The organism is Amycolatopsis sp. NPDC059657 (assembly GCF_042734395.1).
Taxonomy (GTDB): Bacteria; Actinomycetota; Actinomycetes; order Mycobacteriales; family Pseudonocardiaceae; genus Amycolatopsis.
Window position 1 is genome coordinate 168,543 of record NZ_JBHWEB010000004.1, and the last position, 19,967, is coordinate 188,509.

General features: G+C 68.1%; 17 protein-coding genes. 13 read left to right on the forward strand and 4 right to left on the reverse strand.

Annotation, left to right across the window (positions count from 1 at the left end; genetic code table 11):
• The first annotated feature begins 122 nt into the window (after window positions 1–122).
• Together ACFV15_RS03950 and ACFV15_RS03955 are read left to right on the forward strand one after the other, a co-directional pair.
• Complete coding sequence (locus ACFV15_RS03950) at window positions 123–1,439, forward strand: cation:dicarboxylate symporter family transporter (protein ID WP_378348618.1); 1,317 nt, start codon at window positions 123–125, stop codon at window positions 1,437–1,439.
• Window positions 1,436–2,119 (forward strand): 4'-phosphopantetheinyl transferase family protein, encoded by a 684-nt coding sequence (locus tag ACFV15_RS03955; protein ID WP_378348619.1) that lies wholly within the window; start codon window positions 1,436–1,438, stop codon window positions 2,117–2,119. The genes ACFV15_RS03950 and ACFV15_RS03955 overlap by 4 nt, the downstream gene beginning before the upstream one ends.
• Before the next feature lie 106 nt (window positions 2,120–2,225).
• Here the strand turns inward: ACFV15_RS03955 and ACFV15_RS03960 are convergent, their stop codons facing one another.
• Complete coding sequence (locus tag ACFV15_RS03960; RefSeq protein WP_378348620.1) at window positions 2,226–3,380, reverse strand: isochorismate synthase; 1,155 nt, start codon at window positions 3,378–3,380, stop codon at window positions 2,226–2,228.
• Window positions 3,381–3,511: 131 nt separating this feature from the next.
• Entirely contained in the window at window positions 3,512–3,823 is a 312-nt protein-coding gene (gene mihF / locus ACFV15_RS03965) for an integration host factor, actinobacterial type (RefSeq protein ID WP_176968540.1), read from the reverse strand.
• A 618-nt stretch (window positions 3,824–4,441) separates the two neighbouring features.
• Here mihF and ACFV15_RS03970 point away from each other — a divergent pair.
• The 7 genes from ACFV15_RS03970 (at window position 4,442) to ACFV15_RS04000 (ending at window position 12,814) form a co-directional block, all read left to right on the forward strand.
• Entirely contained in the window at window positions 4,442–6,070 is a 1,629-nt protein-coding gene (locus ACFV15_RS03970) for a long-chain fatty acid--CoA ligase (protein WP_378348621.1), read from the forward strand.
• An 88-nt stretch (window positions 6,071–6,158) separates the two neighbouring features.
• Window positions 6,159–7,442 (forward strand): ABC transporter substrate-binding protein, encoded by a 1,284-nt coding sequence (locus ACFV15_RS03975; RefSeq protein WP_378348622.1) that lies wholly within the window; start codon window positions 6,159–6,161, stop codon window positions 7,440–7,442.
• A complete protein-coding gene (locus tag ACFV15_RS03980) occupies window positions 7,439–8,335 on the forward strand; it encodes a carbohydrate ABC transporter permease (protein WP_378348623.1) in 897 nt (298 codons plus the stop codon). The genes ACFV15_RS03975 and ACFV15_RS03980 overlap by 4 nt, the downstream gene beginning before the upstream one ends.
• A gap of 26 nt (window positions 8,336–8,361) precedes the next feature.
• Window positions 8,362–9,144, forward strand: a complete 783-nt coding sequence (locus tag ACFV15_RS03985) for a carbohydrate ABC transporter permease (RefSeq protein WP_378348638.1) — start codon at window positions 8,362–8,364, stop codon at window positions 9,142–9,144.
• Between the two features lie 125 nt (window positions 9,145–9,269).
• Entirely contained in the window at window positions 9,270–11,003 is a 1,734-nt protein-coding gene (locus ACFV15_RS03990) for a TIGR03767 family metallophosphoesterase (RefSeq protein ID WP_378348624.1), read from the forward strand.
• A 55-nt stretch (window positions 11,004–11,058) separates the two neighbouring features.
• Window positions 11,059–11,448 (forward strand): PaaI family thioesterase, encoded by a 390-nt coding sequence (locus tag ACFV15_RS03995; protein ID WP_378348625.1) that lies wholly within the window; start codon window positions 11,059–11,061, stop codon window positions 11,446–11,448.
• Window positions 11,449–11,554: 106 nt separating this feature from the next.
• A complete protein-coding gene (locus tag ACFV15_RS04000; RefSeq protein WP_378348626.1) occupies window positions 11,555–12,814 on the forward strand; it encodes a peptidase C39 family protein in 1,260 nt (419 codons plus the stop codon).
• Window positions 12,815–13,082: 268 nt separating this feature from the next.
• On the opposite strand, the gene ACFV15_RS04005 is transcribed toward ACFV15_RS04000, so the two are convergent.
• Window positions 13,083–14,306 (reverse strand): cytochrome P450, encoded by a 1,224-nt coding sequence (locus tag ACFV15_RS04005; protein ID WP_378348627.1) that lies wholly within the window; start codon window positions 14,304–14,306, stop codon window positions 13,083–13,085.
• 140 nt (window positions 14,307–14,446) lie between these two features.
• Here ACFV15_RS04005 and ACFV15_RS04010 point away from each other — a divergent pair, with 140 nt between their 5' ends.
• Both ACFV15_RS04010 and ACFV15_RS04015 read left to right on the forward strand, forming a co-directional pair.
• Entirely contained in the window at window positions 14,447–15,544 is a 1,098-nt protein-coding gene (locus ACFV15_RS04010) for an S-(hydroxymethyl)mycothiol dehydrogenase (RefSeq protein ID WP_378348628.1), read from the forward strand.
• A 65-nt stretch (window positions 15,545–15,609) separates the two neighbouring features.
• Window positions 15,610–16,149, forward strand: coding sequence for a gamma-glutamylcyclotransferase (locus tag ACFV15_RS04015; protein WP_378348639.1), 540 nt, complete (start codon window positions 15,610–15,612; stop codon window positions 16,147–16,149).
• Here ACFV15_RS04015 and ACFV15_RS04020 read toward each other — a convergent pair.
• Complete coding sequence (locus ACFV15_RS04020) at window positions 16,136–17,734, reverse strand: FAD-binding protein (RefSeq protein ID WP_378348629.1); 1,599 nt, start codon at window positions 17,732–17,734, stop codon at window positions 16,136–16,138. The two genes, ACFV15_RS04015 and ACFV15_RS04020, sit on opposite strands and share 14 nt — an antisense overlap.
• 16 nt (window positions 17,735–17,750) lie before the next feature.
• Between ACFV15_RS04020 and ACFV15_RS04025 the strand changes: the two genes are divergently transcribed.
• Together ACFV15_RS04025 and ACFV15_RS04030 are read left to right on the forward strand one after the other, a co-directional pair.
• Window positions 17,751–18,398: a TetR/AcrR family transcriptional regulator gene (locus ACFV15_RS04025; RefSeq protein WP_378348630.1), complete on the forward strand. Its 648-nt coding sequence runs from the start codon at window positions 17,751–17,753 to the stop codon at window positions 18,396–18,398.
• Entirely contained in the window at window positions 18,395–19,933 is a 1,539-nt protein-coding gene (locus tag ACFV15_RS04030; RefSeq protein ID WP_378348631.1) for a glycerol-3-phosphate dehydrogenase/oxidase, read from the forward strand. Before ACFV15_RS04025 ends, ACFV15_RS04030 begins: the two co-directional genes overlap by 4 nt.
• Window positions 19,934–19,967 lie beyond the last annotated feature (34 nt).

Genomic DNA, 19,967 nt, shown 5'->3' on the forward strand with positions numbered 1-19,967 from the left:
CGCTTGCTTACCTCAGCGTACCTCGCCGCCTTCCTTGTCGACATACCCCGGCGCTTCGTGTTGTTGACCACACCGGACTTGCCGTAGGTTTCTGCCGCCGAACTCGGCGCTTAGGAGGGTCAATGTCCACCGAAGTCCCCACGCAGCGGCGGGATCGCTCGCACTACCTCTACCTGGCCGTCATCGTGGCCGTCCTGCTCGGCATCGTGGTCGGGCTGCTGTTCCCGGCGTTCGCCAAGGAGCTCAAGCCGATCGGCACCGGGTTCGTCAACCTGATCAAGATGATGATCTCCCCGATCATCTTCTGCACGATCGCGCTGGGCGTCGGCTCGATCGCCAAGGCGGCGAAGGTCGGCAAGGTCGGCGGGCTGGCGATCGGCTACTTCCTGATCATGTCGACGGTCGCGCTGTTCATCGGCCTGGTGGTCGGCAACCTGCTGCACCCCGGTGACGGCCTGAAGATCAGCACCTCGGTCGCGAAGGCCGGTCAGTCGCAGGTCACCCAGGCGCAGAACACCACCGAGTTCATCCTCGGCATCATCCCGAAGACGCTGGTCTCGGCGTTCACCAGCGAACTGGTGCTGCAGACGCTGCTGGTCGCGCTGCTGACCGGGTTCGCACTGCAGAAGCTCGGGCCGTCCGGCGTGCCGATCCGCAAGGGCATCGAGCACATCCAGCGGCTGGTTTTCCGGATTCTGGCGATGATCATGTGGGCCGCCCCGATCGGCGCGTTCGGTGCCATCGCCGCGGTGGTCGGCGGCACCGGCTGGGCGGCGCTCAAGGGCCTGCTGATCATCATGGTCGGCTTCTACGTGACCTGCCTGCTGTTCGTCTTCATCGTGCTCGGCGCGCTGAGCTGGCTCTTCGCGCGGGTCAACATCTTCAAGCTGTTCAAGTACCTGGGCCGTGAATTCCTGCTGATCCTGTCGACGTCATCGTCGGAGTCGGCGCTCCCGAGGCTCATCGCGAAAATGGAGCACCTCGGCGTCAGCAAGCCGGTCGTCGGCATCGTGGTGCCGACCGGGTACTCGTTCAACCTCGACGGCACCGCCATCTACCTGACCATGGCGTCGATCTTCATCTCGGAAGCGCTGGGCCAGCCGCTGTCGCTGGGCGAACAGATCTCGCTGCTCCTGTTCATGATCATCGCTTCGAAGGGCGCCGCGGGCGTCACCGGCGCCGGGCTCGCGACGCTGGCAGGCGGCCTGGCCGCGCACAAACCCGCGCTCGTCGACGGCGTCGGGTTCATCGTCGGTATCGACCGGTTCATGTCCGAGGCCCGCGCGCTGACGAACTTCGCGGGCAACTCGGTCGCGACCGTGCTCGTCGGCACCTGGACCGATGAGATCGACAAGGATCAGGTGAAGCGGGTATTGAATGGGGAAGACCCGTTCGACGAGGTGACCATGCTGGACGACCATGGGGGCAAGACCGAGTGATCGACTGCGCGGTGTGGTGGGCCGAGCCGCTGCCCAACGAACCGAGATTCATCGACCTGCTGGACGAACTCGAGCTCGGCCGCCACGCCGGCTACCGGCAGGAGATCGACCAGCGCCGGTTCCTGACCGGCCGTGTGCTGGCCAAGACGATCGCCGGCGACCGGCTCGGCCGCGCGCCGTCGGACATCGTGTTCGACGCGTCGTGCGACGACTGCGACAAACCGCACGGGGTACCGAAAGTGCCGGGCTTGGCACTGTCGATCTCGCATTCGGGCGACCGGATCGGGCTCGCGGTCACCTCGGGTGCGCCAGTGGGCCTGGACGTCGAGTCGGCGTCACGCCGCGCGGAGGACTCGCTGATCGAGTACGCGCTCAACGAGACCGAACGCCTGGGCCTCAAAGGACTCGAAGCGGACGAGCGGGCGTCGGCGTTCTTCGTCTACTGGACGCGCAAGGAAGCGGTGATGAAGGCGACCGGGCGCGGCCTGCGGATCCCGTTGCACAGCATCACGCTGGCGCCGTTCGACTCGCCCGCGGCTTTGCTCGCGTCGGCCAACCCCGCGCTGGATCCGGAAACCACGCGCATGGCGGACCTGGACCCCGGCGACGGGTACCGGGCCGCGGTCGCGGTGCTGACCACTGAGGACCTCTCGGTGACCGAGCACTCCTGGGCCCCCTGATCCTGGGAAAAAAATCCCAATGCGGCATTCGCCAGGTTTCAGCCTCCCAATGTGGCTTTCGTCAGCTCAGAGCTGACGAAAGCCACATTGGGATTTTTTGGCCGGGTCAGATGAGGTCGGGGAGGCCCATGGCTCGGAGGAGGGTCTGGAACTTGGTGGTGGTTTCGTCGAGCTCTGAGCGGGGGTCCGAGGCTTCGACGATGCCGCCGCCCGCGTAGAGGCGCATCGAGGACTCGGCGACTTCGGCGCAGCGGATCGCGACCGCCCATTCGCCGTCGCCGTCCGCGTCGACCCAGCCGACGGCGCCCGCGTAGTAGGCGCGGTCGTACGGCTCCAGCTCGGTCACCAGCGCGCGGGCGGCGTCGGTCGGCGTGCCGCAGATGGCGGGCGTCGGGTGCAGAGCCGCCGCGAGGTGGAGCGCGGTGATGCCGGAGTCGATGAGCTCGCCGGTGATGGTGGTGCGCAGATGCCAGATCGTCGGCGTCGAGACGAGCTCAGGGCCGTCGGGGATCGTGAGCTTCCGGCAGAACGGCCGCAGGCGCTCCACGACGGCCTCAGCCGCCGCGGCGTGCTCGATTTGGTCCTTCTTGGACGCGAGCAACGCGTCTCCGCTGGCCTTGTCGGCGACGGGATCGGTGAACCGGGGCATCGAGCCCGCGTGCGGGTGCGAGACGACATGCGAGCCCTCGCGGGAGAGCAGCAGTTCGGGCGTGGCGCCGACGAGCGTCCGCGTCGAAGGCAGCGCCGCCGCGTAGGTGTAGTGCCGGGGGTTGTCGCTGGCGAGGTTGCGCACGATCTGTTCGGGCCGGAGGGGCTCGTCGAAGTCGAGATCCAGCGCCCGCGCGAGTACGACCTTGCGCATCCCGCGCGCACGCAGCGCGTCGACGGCGTCACGCACGGCCGCCATGTGGCGCTCGGGGGACGGGACCGCGGTCACCGAGACCGGCCGCGGCAGAACCTCGCGGGGCAGTGAACGGTCGCCTTGACCGGCGTGCCGCACGGCACGCGGAAGTACGAGATGCCCTGGCGTGACCGTGCCGGGGCTGGTGTCGAACGGGAGCACGCCGACCGCTAGCGGCGCGGCGCCGGAAGCGAGCGCGCCGGTGACCGTCTCCGCGAGGGTCTCGGGATCGGCGCTGGTCACGGTCTCGACGGCACCCTGAGCCAGCAGCACCCGCCGGGCGGTGGCGAAGAAGAAATCGCCACGCTCGTACTGGGCGGCGAGACCGGCTGGGGACGCGGGCGCGATGCGGGTGGTCACCCCTTCAGCGTCGCAGGCTTCGGAGGCGATGGCCGCAAAGTGTTGCCGGTGCGACACCGCGAACCCGGCCCGTGAGCGTCGGGGCGGTACGGACCGCCCCCACGATCACGGGCCTGAGCTGCGGTGATGCCTTACTTCAGCGCGGAGATCAGCGCTTCCCGCTGGCGGTCACCGAGGCCGGCTGCGCGCCGGTCCGGGTCGATGCCAGCCTGCTCGAGCAGGGCGGCGACCTTGACGGCGCCGAGGCCCGGGACGGCCTTCAGGAGCTGCGTGACCTTCGTCTTGCCGATGGTCTTGTCTTCTTTGGCCTTCTTGAGCACCTTGTCGATGCTTTCCTGGCCGGACTTGATCGAGGCAAGCAGCTCCGAGCGGGCCTTGCGCGCCAGGGCCGCCTTGGCCAAGGCGTCCGCGCGCTGCTCCGGAGTCAACGTGGGCAGAGCCAACGTAGTAATCCTTTCCATCTCGAGTGTCCGCATACGCGGCGACGACCTAGCGACCTGGTGCTTGCTTCCGCAAGCGCTGGCCAGCCGTCTCTTACCACGGCCCCAGTAAACGCCACCCAAGTCAAGGGCGTGAAACCGACACGCACTTACTACCCCCGTGAACACCTCGGGGCAACCCGCCGCACCCTGCCCCCAGCCTGCGGAAACATCACTCCTTGGGGCGATCACGGCGCTCTCGGCGACTGCGGTCAGTGACCGTCGAGTCCACTTTAGACAAGCCGGGAATCGCCCGGCAGAGGGCCGTTCGCCCATCGTTCAAGACACGAAAAAGGTTGCACAGTAAGGAAAACACTCATACGACCGATCGGCGGCCACCCGGGGGTGAAGATCGGCGTCCCGGTCAACTCACGACACCCGATCCACGTGGCGGAAACACCCGGCCGAGCACTCGTTCCCTCCGGAAACCTGTCCGGCACGTGACACCCATTAGTAGGACATCGCACGCACCCGCACGGGCGGTCTGACCAAACGTGACGGAACGGTTGCGTGCTCCAGGGGCCCGCTCTGCATAGAGTCGCGGTTACCCCCAAGTTCACCGGCGCACGGGAGTTGTTGACGATGTTGAGCACGATGCAGGACCTGCCACTGTCACTGGCCAGGCTGCTGCGCCACGGGACCACGGTGCACTCGGAAGCCGAGGTCATCACCTGGAACGGTTCAGAGTCTCGGCGCGAGACCTATGGCGAGCTCGGCAAGCACGCCGCGAAGCTGGCGAACGCGCTGCGTGGCCTGGGCATCACCGGCGATCAGCGCGTCGGCACCTTCATGTGGAACAACGCCGAGCACCTGGCCGCCTACGTCGCCATCCCGGCGATGGGCGCCGTGCTGCACACACTGAACATCCGGCTGTTCCCCGAGCAGCTGATCTTCGTCGCCAACCACGCCGAGGACCAGATCGTCATCGTCGACGGCACGCTGGTCCCGCTGCTCGCGAAGCAGCTGCCCGAGATGAAGACGGTGCGTCACGTCATCGTGGCCAACGGCGACGCCGCGACCATGCAGGCCCCGTCCGGTGTCCAGGTCCACTCTTACGACGCGCTGCTCGCCGACCAGCCGGACACCTTCGACTGGCCGGAGATCGACGAGCGCTCGGCCGCCGCGATGTGTTACACCTCGGGCACCACCGGTGACCCCAAGGGCGTCGTCTACTCCCACCGCTCGATCTGGCTGCACTCGATGCAGGTCTGCATGAGCGACAGCATGCGGCTCGCGCAGGGCGACAAGACCCTCGCGATCGTGCCGATGTTCCACGCGATGTCCTGGGGCCTGCCGTACGCGGCGCTGATGGTCGGCGCGTCGCTGATCATGCCCGACCGGCACCTGCAGCCCGCCCCGATCGCGAAGCTGCTCGAAGCCGAGAAGCCGGACTTCGCCGCGGCCGTGCCGACCGTCTGGTCCGGCCTGCTCGCGCACCTCGACGCCAACCCGCAGGACATCTCCCACCTGCGCGAGGTGGTCATCGGGGGTTCGGCCGTGCCGCCGTCGATGATGCACACCTTCCAGGAGCGGCACGACGTCACCGTCGTGCACGCCTGGGGCATGACCGAGACGTCCCCGTTGGGCAGCGTCGCGCGGCCGCCGAAGGGCGTCACCGGCGACGAAGCCTGGAAGTACCGCTACACCCAGGGCCGGTTCCCCGCATCGGTCACCGCGCGGCTGGTCGACGACGACGGCACGGTGCTGCCGTGGGACAACGAGAGCGTCGGCGAGCTGGAGGTGCAGGGCCCCTGGATCGCCGCGGCGTACCACGGTGGCTCCGAGATCGACCCCGACAAGTTCCACGACGGCTGGCTGCGCACCGGTGACGTCGGCAAGATCAGCGCCGACGGCTTCCTCACGCTGACCGACCGCGCGAAGGACGTGATCAAGTCCGGCGGTGAGTGGATCTCCTCGGTCGACCTGGAGAACGCGGTGATGGGCCACCCGGCCATCGCCGAGGCCGCGGTCGTCGGCATCCCCGACGAGAAGTGGGACGAGCGGCCGCTGGTCGCCGTCGTGCTCAAGGAAGGCCAGCAGGCGACCGTCCAGGAACTGCGCGACTACCTGGCCGACAAGGTCGCCAAGTGGCAGCTGCCGGAGTACTGGACGTTCATCGACGAGGTGCCGAAGACCAGCGTCGGCAAGTTCGACAAGAAGCGGATCCGCGCGTTCCACTCCGAGGGAAAGCTCGACATCTCGAAGCTCTAACCGGAAAATCTTCGGCGAGTCGCGACGCTCTGAAGGCCATCTTGAGAGATCTTGATGGCCTTCAGAGCATGCCGAAGGAGATCTGGGGATGCAGCAGCGCACAAGGCGTGGGTTCCTGTCGTTGGCGGGCTTGGCCGCGGTGGCCACCGCCTGCGGTACCAACACCGGGCGGCAGGGCAGTCCACCGCCGTCGACGGCGTCCTCGGCGCCGACAGCTCCGCCGAAACCGACGCTGCAGCAGTGGTATCACGCCTATGGCGAGGACGGCGTCCAAGACGCGGTGAAGCGCTACGCCGCCGCGTATCCCAAGGCCGCCGTGAACGTCCAGTGGAACCCCGGCGACTACGACTCGAAGATCGTGACGGCGCTGCAGAACAGCGCCGTGCCGGACATCTTCGAGGCACAGGTCAAGATCGACTGGGTGCGGCAGCACCAGGTCGTGGCGCTCGACGACATCGTCGGGCCGATCACAGCGGACTTCAGCCCCGCGGTGCTCGCCGCACAGACCGTCGAAGGCAAGGTCTACGGCATCCCGCAGGCCACCGACACGCAGGTCCTCTTCTACCGCAAGAGCATGCTGCAGGCCGCGGGCGTGAACCCGCCGCAAACGGTCGACGAGCTGATCGACGCGGCCCAGAAGCTCACCAAAGACGGCGTGAAAGGCTTCTTCGCCGGCAACGACGGCGGTGTCGGGGTGCTCGCCGGTCCGCTGTTGTGGTCCACGGGGCTCGACTACCTGTCCAAGGACAACAAGTCCGTCGGCTTCGACGACCCGCGTGCGGCGGCCGCGTTCGCCAAGCTCCGGGTGTTGAACACGAACAATTCGCTGCTGCTCGGCGCGCCGAGCGACTGGTCGGACCCCGCGGCCTTCATCGACGGGCTCGCCGCGATGCAGTGGACAGGGCTGTGGAACATCCCGAAGATCCAGGCCGCGCTGAAGGACGACTTCGGTGTGCTCCCGTTCCCCAAGCTGGACGCCTCCGGCACGCCCTCGGTACCGGTCGGCGCGTACGGCGCGATGATCAACGCGAAGAGCGCGAACGTGACGGCGGCCAAGGACTACCTCAAGTGGCTGTGGGTCGACAAGACCGACTACCAGCTCGAATTCGCGACCAAGTTCGGCTTCCATGTGCCGGCGCGGCAAAGTCTCGTCGACAAGGCGGAGAACCTGAAGCTCGGGCCCGCCGCGGACGCGGCGCGGTACGTCAAGGAGAACAGCCACCTCGTCGGCGGTCCGGTGTGGACGGCGCAGTCGAACACCGCGTTGTCCGACGCCGTCGCGAAAATCGCCAAGGAGGGCGCGGACCCGGCCACGGAGACACGCAAGGCGGTCGACGTGGCCAAGGCTGAGCTCAAGCGCCTGTTCGGATGAAACGGCGGGACGCCCGCGCGTTCTGGCTCTTCGTCGGGCCGTTCCTGCTCGGGCTGGCGGTGTTCGCGTATCTGCCGATCGGGTGGAGCGCGTATCTGTCCTTTTTCGACGCTCGCAACACGGTCACGCCGACCGAGTTCGTCGGCGTCGACAACTACGTCTCGATGCTGTCGAACGACGCTTTTCTTTCCAGCTTGGGGACTTTCAGTGTTTTCGCGGCGCTGATCGTGCCGGTGACGTTCGTGCTGTCACTGGCGTTGGCACTGGCCGTGAACCAGCTGAAGGTCGCGCGTGCGTTCTTCCGGTCGGTGTTCTTCCTGCCGTTCGCGTGCTCCTATGTGGTCGCTTCGCTGATCTGGAAGACGTCGCTTTTCTCGGGCGTGCGGTACGGGCTGGCGAACAGCGTGCTCGGGGTGTTCGGCATCGACCCGGTCGCGTGGACGGGGACGGTCGACCCGCCGCTGTACTGGATCGTACTGGTCAGCGCCCGATTGTGGCTGCAGCTCGGGTTCTACATGATCCTGTTCATCGCGGCGCTGCAACGGATTCCGACGCAGTTGTACGAGGCCGCGGCCCTCGACGGCGCGCGGCCCGGCTGGCAGGTGTTCCGCTACATCACCCTGCCGCAGCTGGCCGCGACTTCAGTGGCGGTGCTGTTGCTGAATCTCATCAACGCTTATCAAGCCTTCGATGAGTTCTACAACATCATGGGCGATTCACGGGGTTATCCACCATTCGCGCGACCACCGCTGGTCTATCTCTATTACACGTCGCTCGGCTCGGGTGGGCAAGATCTGGGCCGGGGCAGCGCGGGCGCGGTGATCCTCGCGCTACTGATCGCGTTGGTGACACTCTTTCAGGGCAAGGTTTTCCGCTTCGGGAGGGCCTCGTGAAGATCGTCCGCTGGATCTGCCTGCTGATCGCGACCGTCCTGTTCTTGCTGCCGTTCTACCTGTTGCTCCGGAACGGCCTGTCAACGCGTGCGGAAATCACCGCGCCGGACTGGAAACTACTCCCCGACACCTTGCACTGGGAAAACTTCGGCACACTTTTCGATAATTCCGAGGTTCCGTTCGCGCGGAGCCTGCTGAATTCGGTCGTCGTCGCGTTGCTGCAGACCGTCGGCCTGCTGCTCATTTGCTCGCTGGCCGGCTACGGGCTCGCGCGGATCCCCTACCGGCACTCGAAAAAGGTGTTCTACGCGGTCATCGCGACACTGATGATCCCGACCTCGGTGACGTTCGTGCCGAGCTTCGTGGTCGTGTCCAGCCTGGGCTGGATCTCGGATCTGCGCGGGCTGATCATTCCCGGTTTGTTCAGCGCGTTCAGCGTTTTCCTTTTCCGGCAATACTTCCTGGACTTCCCCGCCGAACTCGAGGAGGCTGGGCGCCTGGACGGCCTGACCCGCTGGGGCGTGTTCTGGCGGATCGTCGCGCCCAACTCGCTCGGCTTCTTCGCCGCACTGGCGGTGATCACGTTCATCGGCAGCTGGAACGCGTTCCTGTGGCCGCTGATCATCGCGCAGGCCCCGTCGTCGTGGACCGTGCAGGTGGCGTTGTCGGGACTCTTGACCGCGCAGAACCCGCAGCTCAACCTGCTGTTCCTGGCCGCGGCCGTGTCGATCCTGCCGATCGTGCTGCTGTTCGTGTTCCTCCAGCGCTACCTGGTGCAGGGCGTGGCCGAGTCCGGCCTCAAGGGCTGACGGCCATGCTCCGGATGTGACAAATTTTCGCGTTGCCCTACCCGAAAGTTCACCGTCTCGCTAACCTCGTCCGGCACCGTGTAACACCCAGGGTTCGAATGTCACTTACGACTGGGAGCGACCGCATGGCCGAGTTGACCCGCCGCCGATTCGTCACCGCAGCCGGGCTGTCCGGGGCGGGGCTGCTGCTCTGCACGCCGACCTCGAACGCGCTGGACCGGGCGCTGGCGCTCACCACGCGTCGCGCGGTCAGCACCGCGGGCACGACGCTGCAGGCCGCGGCCGCTCCGGTCTCGTCAGGCCCGTCGTACACCAGGCTCGCCGCGGGCCCCGGCTGGCCGGTCGTGCTCCGGCAGGACCTGGCGGCCGCGAGCGCGGGGCGCGACGACCGGCGGACGCCGCTCGCGTCGTTCGTGCAGTTCACCGACCTGCACATCACCGACACCGAGAGCCCGGCGCGCTTCGAGTACGTGCACCCGTACATCTCGTCGGCGCACCGGCCGCAGGAGGCGCTCGGGACGGTCGCGACGAACGCGCTGGTGAAGCGGGTCAACAGCGTGCGGACCGGGCCGTTCACCGGCAGGCCGTTCGACTTCATGGTGACCACCGGCGACAACACCGACAACCACGAGCAGCTCGAACTCGACTGGTTCCTCGGCGTGCTCAACGGCGGCCGTGAGGTCACCCCGAACTCCGGCGACCCGAACCGCTACGAAGGCGTGCAGGCGTCGGGCAGCCCGAGCTATTGGAACCCGGGCACGCCACTGGCCGACGCCTACTCGAAGAAGGGCTTCCCGCAGGTGCCAGGCCTGCTGGAGGCGGCGATGCGCACGTTCACCCCCGACGGCCTCGACATCCCCTGGTACTGCACGTTCGGCAACCACGACGACAGCGTGGTCGGCACGCTGCCCGAGGGCATCCCCGGCATCAGCGCGTTCTACACCGGCAAGTACAAGGTGATCGGCAAGGACGAGGCCAGCACCAAGAAGATCGCCGACGCGATACTCAAGCCGGGCTCCAGCGTGCCCATCGCCGAGCTGTTCGGCGGCAGCGGGCTGATCCGTGAGGTGACCCCCGACGCGCGGCGCAAGCCGTTCACCACGGCCGAATTCGTGCAGGCGCACCTCAAGGCGGCCAACACCGGGCCAGGCCCGTTCGGCCACGGGTTCACCGCGGACAACGCCGACGGCAAGAACGTCTACTACACGTTCCGGATCGCGCCCGGCGTCACCGGGATCAGCCTGGACACCACCACACTCGGCGGGTTCGCCGACGGGTCGATCGGGCTCGGGCAGTACAGCTGGGTGGAGAAGACGTTGCAGCGCAACAGTTCCACCTACTACAACTGGTTCAACGCCAAGGTCACCCATCAGGTGACCGACGAGCTGTTCATCCTGTTCAGCCACCACACCAGCGGTTCGATGGGCAACATCCTGCCGGACTCGCGGCACCTGGCCGAGCCGCGGCTGAACGGCGACACCTTCGTCAACCTGCTGCACCGGTTCCCGAACGTCATCGCCTGGGTCAACGGCCACACCCACCGCAACCAGATCATCCCGCACGTCAACGCCGACGCGAAGCGGAGCTTCTGGGAGGTCAACACGGCCTCGCACATCGACTTCCCGCAGCACGCGCGGATCATCGAGGTCGCGGACAACGTCGACGGCACGCTTTCGCTGTTCACCACGCTGATCGAATCCGAAGCGCCGTACTCGGTGTCCTACGACAACCAGTCGGCGGACGGCCTCGCGTCGCTGTACCGCGAGCTTTCCTACAACGACATCCACGCCGACCTCGGCCAGCTCGGCGCTTCGGGCGACCGCAACGCCGAGCTGGTGCTCGCGCATCCGCTGCGCTAGCGCGTTACCCCGGAGGTAATCGACCCCGCGCGGGCCGTCGGGCAGGCTCTCCCCCATGACCGACGACCTGTTCCACCAGACGATGCCGTTCGCCGCGCGGCTCGGCGTCGAATCACGGGAGCACTCCGCCGAACTCGTCAGCGCCCGCCTCGCCTGGGACGAGTCGCTGTGCACGATCGGCGGGGTGCTGCACGGCGGCGCGCTGATGGCGCTGGCCGATTCGGCGGGCGCGGTGTGCGCGTTCCTCAATCTTCCGGAAGGCGCGCAGGGCACGACCACGATCGAGTCGAAAACCAACTTCCTTCGTGGCATCCGCGCGGGACACGCCGTCGCCACTTCTCGCCCGTTGCACGCCGGGCGGAAGATCATTGTGGTGGAAACGGAAATCCGCGACGACGCGGGCAAGCTCGCCGCGAAGATCACGCAGACCCAAGCGGTGCTTTGATCGGCGACATGCAGGTGTACAAAAGAAATACAGAGGTTCTTTACGGAACTCGAACCGTGGGCGAAAATCCTCCACAGCTAAGAATGCTATGAGGGATGGAGCCCACATGCGAGCCCGCCGATTGATGCTGCTGCTCACCGTGGCGATGATGACCGCCGTGACTACGCAGGCCGCCGAGGCCCACCCAGGCCGCGACGACGAAGCGGTCGACTACCACGAGTGGGCGGGCGGCTGGGCTTTCCACGAGGGCACGCTGGCCGGGCTGGCGATCGAACGCGGCGGGCTGCGCATCGACCGGCCGATCGGCACGATCGAGCACACCGAGCCGAAGCTGGGCACCACCAGGACCTACGAATACGGCCAGTGGACGTCTCCGAGCTACCGGCTGAAATTCGACGCGACGCAGCTCATCGCCTCGTGGAACGCGCGAACACCCGAGAAGACCTGGCTGCAGGTCGAAGCGAAGGGCCGGACGGGGACGGGCGCCGAAACGGCCTGGTACACGATGGGACGCTGGGCCAACGGCGACGCGGACATCAAGCGCACCAGCGTTGACGGCCAGTCCGACGCAAACGCTTTCGTGGACGTCGACACGCTGGTCATGAAGTCGGGCGTGACGCTGAAGTCGTACCGGCTGCGGGTGAGTCTCTACCGCGAGGCCGGCACGCGTGAGACGCCGTCCGTGACGTCGCTCGGCGCGATGGCGTCGCACGTCCCGGACCGCTTCGACGTCCAGGCGACGACGCCGGGCCGTGCGCGCGGGATCGAACTTCCCGTACCACCGTATGCCCAGAACCTCCACAAAGGACAGTTCCCGGAATACGGTGGCGGCGGCGAGAACTGGTGCAGCCCGACCTCGACCGAAATGGTCGCCGAATACTGGGGCAAACGGCCCAAGCCCGCGGACATGACCTGGATCCCGTCCGGCTACGTCGACCCGACCGTGGCGTACGCGGCGCGCTACACCTACGACTACGCCTACGACGGCACCGGCAACTGGCCGTTCAACACGGCTTACGCGGCCTCGCTCGGCCTGCGCGGGCACATCACCAGACTGCACTCGCTGAACGAGCTCGAAAGCTACATCGCGCGCGGCATCCCGGTGATCACGTCGCAGTCGTTCCGCGCGGAGGAACTCGACGGCGCCGGCTACGGGACGTCCGGGCACATCATGGTGGTCATCGGCTTCACCGCCGACGGCGACGTGATCGCCAACGACCCGGCCTCGTCGAGCAACGACCGCGTCCGCAACGTCTACAAGCGCGCCCAGTTCGAGACGATCTGGCAGCGGACCAAGCGCTACACCGCCTCGGGCGGCGTCGCCTCGGGTCCCGGAGGGATCGCCTACATCATCACGCCCTGGTAGACCCCTGACCTGCGCCCGGCCTGGGAAAAAAATCCCAATGCGGCATTCGTCAGGTTTCAGCCTCCCAATGTGGCGTTCGTCAGCTCTGAGCTGACGAAAGCCACATTGGGGGTTCCGGAGCTGACGAATGCCGCATTGGGGGTTTTGGGAACCCGAGGCTGGGGGGTGGGCGGATGGCGAGCCCTCTGCTCCCGCCATCCGCCCGGTTCCCACTGGCGGCGGGGTTTAGCGGGCTCTATCCCACTCGCCCGGCGTGGGATAGAGCCCGCTAAGCCCCGCCGCGGGTGGGGGTGAAGGTGACCGGGAGGTGGCGCAGGCCCCGGATGTTGACGCTCACCCGCCAGGACAGCGACGCCGACATGTCCAGCTTGAGGTCCCGGCACCTGGCCAGGAGCGCGCGGAAGGCGATGCGGCCTTCCATGCGGGCGAGTGGCGCACCGAGGCAGAAGTGGATGCCGTGGCCGAACGCGACGTGGCCGCGGTCCGCGCGCTCGATGTCGAGTTCGTCGGGCTTGTCGAAGCGGCCGGGGTCGTGGTCGGCCGAGGCCAGTGACAACGCGATCAGGTCGCCGGCCGGGATGTCGACGCCGCCGATGGTCAGGCCCGGCTTGGCGAACCGGAGGGTCGGGATCGCCGTCGGCCCGTCGAAGCGCAGGAACTCCTCGAGCGCGTTGTCGAGCAGCTCCGGCCGCTCCATCAGGAGTTTCAGCTGCTCGGGGTGACGCAAAAGCGCGAGCATGCCGTTGCCGATCAGGTCGATCGTCGTCGTGTAGCCCGCGACCAGCAGCAGCCAGCCCATCGCCATCAGCTCGACGTCGCTGAGGCGTTCGCCGGACGAGCGGGCCAGCGCGCCGAGCAGGTCCGTGCCCGCGAACGCCTCGCGCTGGGTGCGCTTGTACTTGATCAGGTCGCGGAGGTACGCGTTCGCCTCGGCGTGCATTTGCGGGAGGAGTTCCATGTCGCCCTCGCGCACGCCGGTGACGACGTCGGCCCAGTAGCGGAAGTTCTCGCGGTCGCTGCCTGGCACGCCGAGCAGCTCCATGATGATCGTCGCGGGCAGCGGCGCGGCGAAGTCCTCGATCAGGTCGGCCTTGCCCTGGCTCGCGATGCTCTCGATGAGCCAGTCGGTCACCTGCTGGATGCGCGGCTCCAGTGCCGCGAGCCGTCGCGGGGTGAACTCGCGGTTGACCACCCGGCGCATCCTCGAGTGCTCGGGGGCGTCCGCGAAGAGCATGTGATGACTCAGTTCGCCTGACCAGCCGTGTGCGATCAACGGGATCTTGCGCACGTCGTCGTTCGCGTTGACCGCGTCGTGCGAGACCAGCGGGTTGCCGAGCGCGGCCTTGACGTCGGCGTAGCGGGTGACCAGCCACATCGGCACGCCGAGGTACTCCACCCGGTGCACCGGCCCTGCCTCGCGTAGCTCGGCCAGCAACGGGTACGGATCACGGGTGAACGCGGGCCGATGCGAGTCGAGATTCAGCGTGGACATGCCAGCCACACGCGCCGTCGGGCCAAGCGGTTCATCAGTTCACCCGGATGGCCCAGTCGCTCACCCCTACCCATGCGGATCTCGCGATATCCGCTCTTTCCATGGCAAGCTGCCGGGGGATCTTCTACACGGAGGTGGCAATGCCGTACGAGGTTCAGGGCGTCGTGTCGCGCGCGAAGGGCGAGCCGGTCTCGCTGGAAACGGTCATCGTCCCCGATCCCGGGCCTGGTGAAGCCGTCGTCTCCGTCCAGGCCTGCGGCGTCTGCCACACCGACCTCCACTATCGCGAGGGCGGCATCAACGACGAGTACCCGTTCCTGCTCGGCCACGAGGCGGCCGGGATCGTGGAGCAGGTCGGCGCGGGCGTGACCGACCTGGAGCCCGGCGACTACGTCATCCTGAACTGGCGCGCGGTCTGCGGCACCTGCCGCGCCTGCAAGCGCGGCAAGCCCTGGTACTGCTTCTCGACGTTCAACGCGACCCAGCCGATGACGCTGGCCGACGGCACGAAGCTGAGCCCCGCGCTCGGCGTCGGCGCCTTCCTGCCGAAAACTTTGGTCCACAGTGGACAGTGCACGAAGGTGGACAGTGCCGCGGAGCCCGCCGTCGCGGGGCTGCTCGGCTGCGGCGTGATGGCCGGGCTCGGCGCCGCGCTCAACACCGGCGCGGTGACCAGGGGCGACTCGGTCGCCGTCATCGGCTGCGGCGGGGTCGGCGACGCGGCGATCGCCGGCGCCAAGCTCGCCGGCGCGACCACCATCGTCGCCATCGACACCGACGACCGGAAACTCCAGTGGGCCAAGGAGTTCGGCGCCACGCACACGCTCAACAGCAGAGGACTGTCCGAAGACCAGGTGGTCGAGGCCATCCAGGAGCACACGGACTCGTTCGGCGCCGACGTGGTGATCGACGCGGTCGGGCGCCCGGAGACCTGGCGCCAGGCGTTCTACGGCCGCGATCTGGCCGGCACCGTCGTGCTCGTCGGCGTGCCGACGCCGGACATGCGTGTCGGCGACCTGCCGCTGATCGACTTCTTCTCACGCGGCGGCTCGCTGAAGTCCAGCTGGTACGGCGACTGCCTGCCCTCGCGCGACTTCCCGCTGCTCATCGACCTGTACCTACAGGGACGGCTACCGCTCGACAAGTTCGTCACCGAGCGCATCGGCGTCGACCAGGTCGAGGACTCCTTCGAGCGTATGCACCGGGGTGAAGTGCTGAGGAGCGTGGTGGTGTTTTGAAGCTCTTCACCGACGCCGAGTACCCAGCCGATCCCTACCCCGGCGCCCGCCCCGACCATTCCTTCGTGCACTTCGACGGCGCCGGGCACTCGCTCGACACGGCGCCGGACGGCTGGCGCGAGCGCCAGGCCGTGCTCGCGTACGGCTCGAACGCCTGCCCGTCCAAGATCACCTGGCTCCGCGACGAACTCGGGCTGCGGGGCCCGGTGGTCGTGGTGCGCGCGCAGTGCGTCGGGCTGGCCGCGGTGTGGGCGTCCGGCCTGCGCGTGCGTGACGGTCAGCGCCCGACGACGCTCGTCGCCATGCCTGGCGTCGTCGAGTGGCATGCCGTCTGGTTCGCCACCCCCGACCAGATCGAGGTGCTCGACGTCTGCGAGGCGCGCGGCTCGCGGCATCACTTGAGCAGGCTCCACACCGGCACGATCACCCTCGAGGACGGCAACGAGCTGGACAACGTGTGCGCCTACGTCGGCGCGACCGACGTCCGGTTCCCGCTGCTCATCGACGGCGTGCCGGTGCGGGTCGCCGAGGTGCCGCAATGCGAGGCCGTCGGGCTCGAAGGCTCGCCTGGCATCTCGCACGGCATCGAGATCACCCTGCTGTGAGCTTGCCGGGATTGAGGATTCCGGTCGGGTCCACAGTGGACCGTGCGGCGCGCAGTACTTCGATGCCCAGCTCGCCGATCTCGGCGCGCAGGTAAGGCGCGTGGTCGACGCCGACCGCGTGGTGATGTGAGATCGTGCCGAGCCCCTTGATCGCCTCGCACGCGGCCGCCTTCGCACGCTCCCACTGGCCGACCGGGTCGTCGGCGTCACGCGCGCTGAGCACGGTGAAGTACAGCGACGCGCCAGTCTCGTAGGCGTGCGAAATGTGGCACATGATGATCGGTGAGCCGAGCGCGCCGGTCAGCGCGGCGCGGACCGCGTCACGCAGATGATCCAGTTTGGACCAGTGCGCGGACGTCTCCAGCGTTTCGACACACACGCCGACGTCGAGCAGCGTGTCGCGCTGACGAGGACCGGAGAACCGGCCATGCCGCCACGACTCGCCGAGTGAGCGGCCGATCTTGACCGCGTTGAGCCACTTGAGGGTTTCCTTGCGGCGGTTGGAAATCTCCTGACCTTCCCAGCCGAGGATGAGCAGGCACGGGTTCTTGATGCCGCGCCCACGCAGATATTGCTTGAGCGCGGCCGTCTTCAGGCCCGCGTTGAGCGCGAGCGACACTTCGGTCTCGTCCACATCGGACAGTCGCGTGACGTCGGCGAGCACATGGTTCTGCGCGAGTTCGCGCACCGCTTCGGCGCCCTTGGCCCAGCCGTCGACCACGTAACCTTCGTAGCGTCGCCGCGCGGGCACCGGGCGCACGCGCAGCGCGACCTCGGTGATCACGCCGAGCGTGCCCTCGCTGCCGATCGCCAGGTGCCGCAGGTCGGGGCCCGCGGCGGAGGCGGGCGCGACACCGAGCCGCCATTCGCCACGCGGCGTGGCGAGCCGGACACCGGACACCATGTCCTCGAAACGGCCGTAGCCCGAAGACGCCTGGCCTGCCGACCGTGTCGCGGCGAATCCGCCGATCGTGGCGCGCTCGAACGACTGCGGCACGTGCCCGAGCGTGAAGCCGTGCTCGGCGAGCAGGCGTTCGGCCTCGGGACCGCGCACGCCCGCTTGCAGGACGGCGATATGCGACACCGGGTCGAGCGAAACGAGCTTGTCGAGCCTGGCCAGGTCGAGCGAGATCACCGACGCCTTGTCACCGCGCAGCGCGTTCACGCCGCCCACCACCGAGGTGCCCCCGCCGAACGGCACGACCGCGACGTCGTGACGCACGCAGACCTCGAGCACCTCCTGCACCTGCTCGGGCGTGGCAGGCAGCACGACGGCGTCCGGCACGGCGAGTTCGCCAAGTCCGCGCCGTCGCAACAGGTCCAGATAGGACAACCCGCCCGCGCGGCCCAGTCGCTCACCCGATGCGGTGAGCACGAACTCGGTGCCGACGACGGATTTCAGCTCGTCAGCGGCTTTTCCGTCCAGTCGGGACTCGGCGACATCGAGCCCCGAGTCGGTAACGACGGGAGCTGACGGCCCCGGTCGCCCGATACGCTCGGTCAGCCAGCGCAGTGCGCGAGCGGGCAGGTCGGCGTGATCTGGAGCCCAGGTTGAGCGGAGCCGGTGGTCAATCGTCTCGTTCACCGTTAGAGTGTGACATATGAGCGCCGAACGTCACTCACTCGTGGGACAACGCACACCGAGCGCGCTCGCGGGCACCCGGACCCGGCAGCCCGCGGTCCGCGTCTCGGACGACGTGCTGCTCAACGCCGCGCGCAAATGCGTGCTCGCGGTCGGAGTCCGGCGTACCACGCTCGCCGAGATCGCGCGGACCGCCAAGGTCAGCCGGATGACGCTCTACCGGCGCTTCCCCGATGTCCGCAGCGTGCTCGCGGCGCTGATGACGCGCGAGTTCGGCGAGCTGCTGCGCCGCGCCAGCGCCGAGGGCAGCGACGCGCCGACCGCGCGCGAGCGCCTGGTGGTCATCGCCTCGGCCGGCGTGAGCGCGCTGTCGACCGACCAGCTGTTCCGCACGCTGCTCGACGTCGACCCTGAGCTCGTGCTGCCCTACATCGTCGCGCGGTTCGGCCAGACCCAGCAGTTCGCCGAGCAGGTGCTGCGGTCACTGCTCGAGGCAGGGCACGCGGACGGTTCGGTCCGCGTCGCCGACCTGATGACGCAGGCACGCTCGATCCTGCTGATCGTCCAGTCGTACGCGTTCTCGCTGCGCCCGGCGACGACCGACGTGGATGAGACCGCGCTGCTAGCCGAGTTCAGCCACATCCTCGACGCGTCGTTGAGACCATGATCCCTGGTTCGCTGAACGCTCGCCGGCGGGAACGTGAGCTCGAGGAGCTGGCGGGTGGCGAACGCGTCGACGTGCTCGTGATCGGCGGCGGCGTGACCGGCGCCGGGATCGCGCTGGACGCGGCGTCGCGCGGCCTGACCGTCGCGTTGCTCGAAGCGCACGACCTGGCTTTCGGCACGTCGCGGTTCTCCAGCAAGCTCGTGCACGGCGGGCTGCGGTACCTGGCCAAGGGCGAGTTCGCGCTGGCGCAGGAGAGCGCGGTCGAGCGCGGGATCATGATGACGCGCACCGCGCCGCATCTCACGCGCGCGATGCCGCAGCTGTTTCCCTTGTACGCCAGCATGTCCCCGTTTCAGCGGCGGCTGACGTCGGTCGGCCTGCACGCGGGCGACGTGCTCCGGCGAGTCGCCAGGACGCCGTCCTGGGTGTTGCCGCGGCCGCGTTTCGTACCGGCGGCGGAGACGCTCGCGCTCGCGCCCGGCTTGCAGCGGCACGGTTTGCGCGGCGGACTGCTCGGCTTCGACGGCGCGCTCGTCGACGACGCCAGGCTGGTCGTCACGATCGCGCGGACGGCGGCCTCCTATGGCGCGCGCGTGCTGACCAAGGTGCGCGCGGTCGAGGTGAGCGGCGACCGGGTACTGGCCCGCGACGAGCTTTCGGGACAGACACTGGAGATCTCGGCCCGCCAGGTGGTCAACGCGACCGGAGTGTGGGCGGGTTCGGTGGTGCCGTCGGTGCGGCTGCGGCCGTCGCTAGGCTCGCATCTGGTCCTCGCGACGGACACGGTCGGTCTCGGACTGGCGTCGGTGAACGTCGCGGTGCCCGGTGAGACGAACCGCTTCGTGTTCCTGCTGCCACAGCCAGGCGGGCGGGTCTACCTGGGACTCACGGACGAGCCTTTGCACGGCGATGTCCCTGACGTGCCAACGGTTCCCGAGTCCGATGTGGACTTCCTGCTCGGCGTCGCCTCCTCGGTGCTGGCAAGGAAACTCACGCGCGACGACGTGATCGGCTCGTACGCCGGGCTCCGCCCGCTGGTGGACATCCCCGGCACCAGCGGCCGCAGCGCGGACCTCTCCCGCAAGCACGCGGTCGCGACCTCGGCCGACGGCGTCGTGACGGTCGTCGGCGGCAAGCTGACGACGTATCGCAAGATGGCACAGGACGGCGTCGACGCCGCGATCGCGCACGCGGGACTGCACGCGGGCCCGTCGATCACCTCCCACCTGCCGATGATCGGCGCCGCCGACCGCTCCACGCTGTCCACTTTGGACGCGCCAGAGCGGCTGGTCGCGCGGTACGGCACCGAAGCGCCCCGGATCGCCGCACTCGGCGAGGTCGACCGGTCGCTCGGCGAGGAACTCCGCGCCGGCATCACGGCGGCCGAGGTCGTCTGGGCGGTCCGGCACGAGGGCGCGCTCGACGCCGACGACGTGCTCGCCCGCCGCACCCGCCTCGCGCTGGTGCCCGCCGACGCCGAGGCCGTCCGCGGCCGCGTCGAGGAACTGGTCACCAAGGCTCTCGCTGGTCTCTAGGGGTCGTGCGCGTTGCGGGCGGTTAGAACCGCCC

What these genes read in the sequence shown, in the direction of transcription:
- ACFV15_RS04000 (WP_378348626.1), top strand. Translation starts at nt 11,555, where the DNA reads ATGCGAGCCCGCCGATTGATGCTGCTGCTCACCGTGGCGATGATGACC.
- ACFV15_RS03970 (WP_378348621.1), top strand. Translation starts at nt 4,442, where the DNA reads ATGTTGAGCACGATGCAGGACCTGCCACTGTCACTGGCCAGGCTGCTG.
- ACFV15_RS04005 (WP_378348627.1), bottom strand. Translation starts at nt 14,306, where the DNA reads ATGTCCACGCTGAATCTCGACTCGCATCGGCCCGCGTTCACCCGTGAT.
- ACFV15_RS04025 (WP_378348630.1), top strand. Translation starts at nt 17,751, where the DNA reads ATGAGCGCCGAACGTCACTCACTCGTGGGACAACGCACACCGAGCGCG.
- ACFV15_RS03980 (WP_378348623.1), top strand. Translation starts at nt 7,439, where the DNA reads ATGAAACGGCGGGACGCCCGCGCGTTCTGGCTCTTCGTCGGGCCGTTC.
- ACFV15_RS03995 (WP_378348625.1), top strand. Translation starts at nt 11,059, where the DNA reads ATGACCGACGACCTGTTCCACCAGACGATGCCGTTCGCCGCGCGGCTC.
- ACFV15_RS04030 (WP_378348631.1), top strand. Translation starts at nt 18,395, where the DNA reads ATGATCCCTGGTTCGCTGAACGCTCGCCGGCGGGAACGTGAGCTCGAG.
- ACFV15_RS03950 (WP_378348618.1), top strand. Translation starts at nt 123, where the DNA reads ATGTCCACCGAAGTCCCCACGCAGCGGCGGGATCGCTCGCACTACCTC.
- ACFV15_RS03990 (WP_378348624.1), top strand. Translation starts at nt 9,270, where the DNA reads ATGGCCGAGTTGACCCGCCGCCGATTCGTCACCGCAGCCGGGCTGTCC.
- ACFV15_RS04010 (WP_378348628.1), top strand. Translation starts at nt 14,447, where the DNA reads ATGCCGTACGAGGTTCAGGGCGTCGTGTCGCGCGCGAAGGGCGAGCCG.
- ACFV15_RS03975 (WP_378348622.1), top strand. Translation starts at nt 6,159, where the DNA reads ATGCAGCAGCGCACAAGGCGTGGGTTCCTGTCGTTGGCGGGCTTGGCC.